This is a genomic window from Thalassospira sp. UBA848 (genome assembly GCF_002295455.1).
Classification (GTDB): domain Bacteria; phylum Pseudomonadota; class Alphaproteobacteria; order Rhodospirillales; family Thalassospiraceae; genus Thalassospira.
Genome location: NZ_DBGS01000104.1, coordinates 1 through 2874, shown reverse-complemented (window position 1 = coordinate 2874; position 2874 = coordinate 1). Strand labels below are relative to the sequence as shown.

The window sequence follows — 2874 nt, the reverse complement described above, 5'->3', positions numbered from 1 at the left end:
CGATTTTGTCGAGCTGCTCTTTCTCGAGCTGCTGGATGATGTTGGTCATGGTTTAACCCTCTTTGATGTTCCCGTTTGCCACGTACCGGTCCCAAAGGTCCGGGCGTCGCGCGCGGGTAATTTCTTCTGCCTGAGCATGCCGCCAGGCTTGTACCTTGGCATGATGTCCGGAAAGCAAGATCTCCGGCACGTCACGCCCGTTCCAATTGGCCGGGCGCGTGTAATGCGGATATTCAAGCAACCCGGTTTCAAAGCTTTCCTCGTCGACAGACTCGGTCTTGTTGACCGTTCCCTCGATGAGGCGAATGCACGATTCAATCAGGACCATGGCCGGCAGTTCGCCGCCCATGAGGATGTAATCACCGATGCTGATTTCCTCGGCCTGATGTTCATCCAGAACCCGTTGGTCGATACCTTCGTAACGACCGCAAAGCAGGATGGCACCCGGGCCTGCTGCCAATTCGCGGCAGCGTTTCTGGTTCAGCACTTTTCCCCGCGGGCTGAGATAAATCAGCGGCAATTGCGGTGCATCTGCACGCAATTCACGCAGGGCGGCGTCGACAATATCCGGGCGCATGACCATGCCGGCCCCGCCCCCAAAGGGATTGTCGTCTACAGTGCGGTGGCGGTCGGTTGCATGATCGCGGATGTCTTTGACATCAAGCGACCAGATCCCGTTTTCAAGCGCCTTGCCAGCCAGAGACTGACCCAGCACACCCGGAAACATTTCCGGGAACAGGGTTGCAACTTTTGCCTGCCACACAGACATCGATCAGGCCTCCTTCCCGCTGCCGGTCGCGTTTTCCGCGCCTACTGCATCGGCAGTAACGGCATCAGAATCGCGGTCGGCCTGAGAGTCCTTGCGGGATTTGTTCGGACGTCGGCTGCGATTGCCGGGTCCGTCCTCATCCTGCAGTAGCCCCTCGGGCGGATTTACCACCATCTTGCGTTCCGAAAGAATGACCTCGGGCACGACTTCCTTGGTGAAGGGGAGAACCACAACCTTGTTCTTGGCTTCTTCAAGCGCGACTTCGATCACGTCGCCGGCGCCAAAATCGGCCACACCCCGTACGGTGCCGAAAATCGAACCATCAATATGGTGCGCTTTCAGACCGACAAGGTCAGCAAGGTAAAATTCATCTTCTTCAACCGTGTCAGGCAGTGCAGCACGCGGTACATGCAGCTTGGTGCCCCGCAGCCGTTCGGCAGCGTCCCGGTCGTCCACGCCTTCGATCTTGGCGATCAGCTGGTCGCGGACATGTCCGACAGGAGACAGCTTGTATTTCACGCGTCCCTTGGCGTCGAACAACGGGCCGTAACCGACAAGGTTATCCGGATCGACGGTATAGCTTTTGACGCGCACGGCACCACGCACCCCGTGCGGGGCGGTGATCATGCCGACGCAGACATAAGCTTCGTCGTTTTTGGATTTGCGGGTATCAGCCATTTCGGTTCACAAGTTTCCGGTATCTGATCAAAGCGTGCGTTCAGCGATTACTCGCCTGCAGCTTCTTCAGCAGGTGCTGCTGCTTCGGCAGCGGCTTCCGCAGCAGCGGCAGCAGCAGCTTCGGCTTTCTCAGCTTTCTCGCGAAGACGTTCCTGAGCTTTCGCTTTCGGAGCAGACTTCTGCGGCTGTTCGGTCGGTTTGAACGCTTCTGCCAGGCCAGCTTTGCCCAGGAAACGTGCAACACGTTCGGTCGGCTGTGCGCCAACAGACAGCCAATATTTGATGCGCTCTTCTTTGAAGGTCACGCGGTTGTCAGCATCCTTCGGGAGCATCGGGTCATAGGTACCGACACGCTCGATGAAGCTGCCGTCACGCGGCGAACGAACGTCAGCAACTACGATACGGTAGTACGGACGTTTTTTGGCACCGCCACGGGAAAGACGAATCTTGACAGCCATTCGGATAAGTTCCTTTCAGCTTGGGTTTGTAGTCTTCTAAATCATGACCCCGAGGGGCCTATTCACTTGGTCTTTGATCCGGCTTTATGGGCCGGTTTTGGTTCGTAAGAGGAATTCATCAAGAACTCATTCTAGAACCGGGGGCTTGGCTATTTCTTTTTGCCGAACCCCGGGAATCCCGGAGGCAGGCCACCGCCGCCTCCCAATCCCGGCAACCCGGGCGGCAAACCGCCCCCGCCACCGGTCAATCCTTTTGGCAGGTTATTGAGATCCTGCATTTCGCCGCCCTCAAGCATCGAGGGATCCATTTTCGGCATACCGCCAAACATCCCTTTCTTGCCCTGCTTGCCCATCTTTTTAATCATGGTGGACATGGTCTGATATTGCTTCAGAAGCTTGTTGACCTCCTGAACGGTGAGGCCACAGCCTGCGGCAATGCGCTTTTTGCGTGATGCCTTGATGATGGCCGGGTTTTCACGTTCTTTCGGCGTCATCGACAGGATGATTGCTTCCTGGTGGGTCAGAAGTTTGGGATCAAGCTTGGTCTGCGACATCTGTTTTTTCAGCGCGCCCATGCCCGGCAGCATCCCCATGATGCCGGAAAGGTCACCCATTTTCTGAAGCTGTTTGAGCTGTGCCAGAAGATCGTTCAGGTCAAACTGACCTTTACGCAGCTTCTTGGCCATTTTCTCGGCGTCTTCGGCCTTGATGTTTTCCGCAGCCTTTTCAACCAGGCTGACAACATCGCCCATGCCAAGAATTCGGTTGGCGATACGATCGGGATGGAAGGCTTCCATCTCGTCGATTTTTTCGCCGATACCGATCATCTTGATCGGGCAGCCGGTAATCTGACGCATCGAAAGGGCTGCACCACCGCGCGCATCACCGTCAACACGGGTCAGAACGATACCGGTGATGCCGACCTTTTCGGCAAATTCCTTGGCCACGTTGACCGAGTCCTGACCGGTC

Annotated in this window: 3 protein-coding genes and 1 pseudogene; all 4 read right to left on the bottom strand. The window is 56.5% G+C overall.

Annotated features, from left to right (window positions below; genetic code table 11):
• Positions 1-52 precede the first annotated feature (52 nt).
• On the bottom strand, positions 53-769 hold the full coding sequence (trmD, locus tag B2R48_RS14500) for a tRNA (guanosine(37)-N1)-methyltransferase TrmD (protein ID WP_062955953.1): 717 nt from the start codon (positions 767-769) through the stop codon (positions 53-55).
• 3 nt (positions 770-772) lie between these two features.
• Complete coding sequence (gene rimM, locus B2R48_RS14495) at positions 773-1447, bottom strand: ribosome maturation factor RimM (RefSeq protein ID WP_062955952.1); 675 nt, start codon at positions 1445-1447, stop codon at positions 773-775.
• Between the two features lie 47 nt (positions 1448-1494).
• Positions 1495-1905, bottom strand: coding sequence for a 30S ribosomal protein S16 (rpsP, locus tag B2R48_RS14490; protein ID WP_062955951.1), 411 nt, complete (start codon positions 1903-1905; stop codon positions 1495-1497).
• Between the two features lie 149 nt (positions 1906-2054).
• Positions 2055-2874, bottom strand: a pseudogene (locus tag B2R48_RS14485) (signal recognition particle protein); the annotation flags it as partial.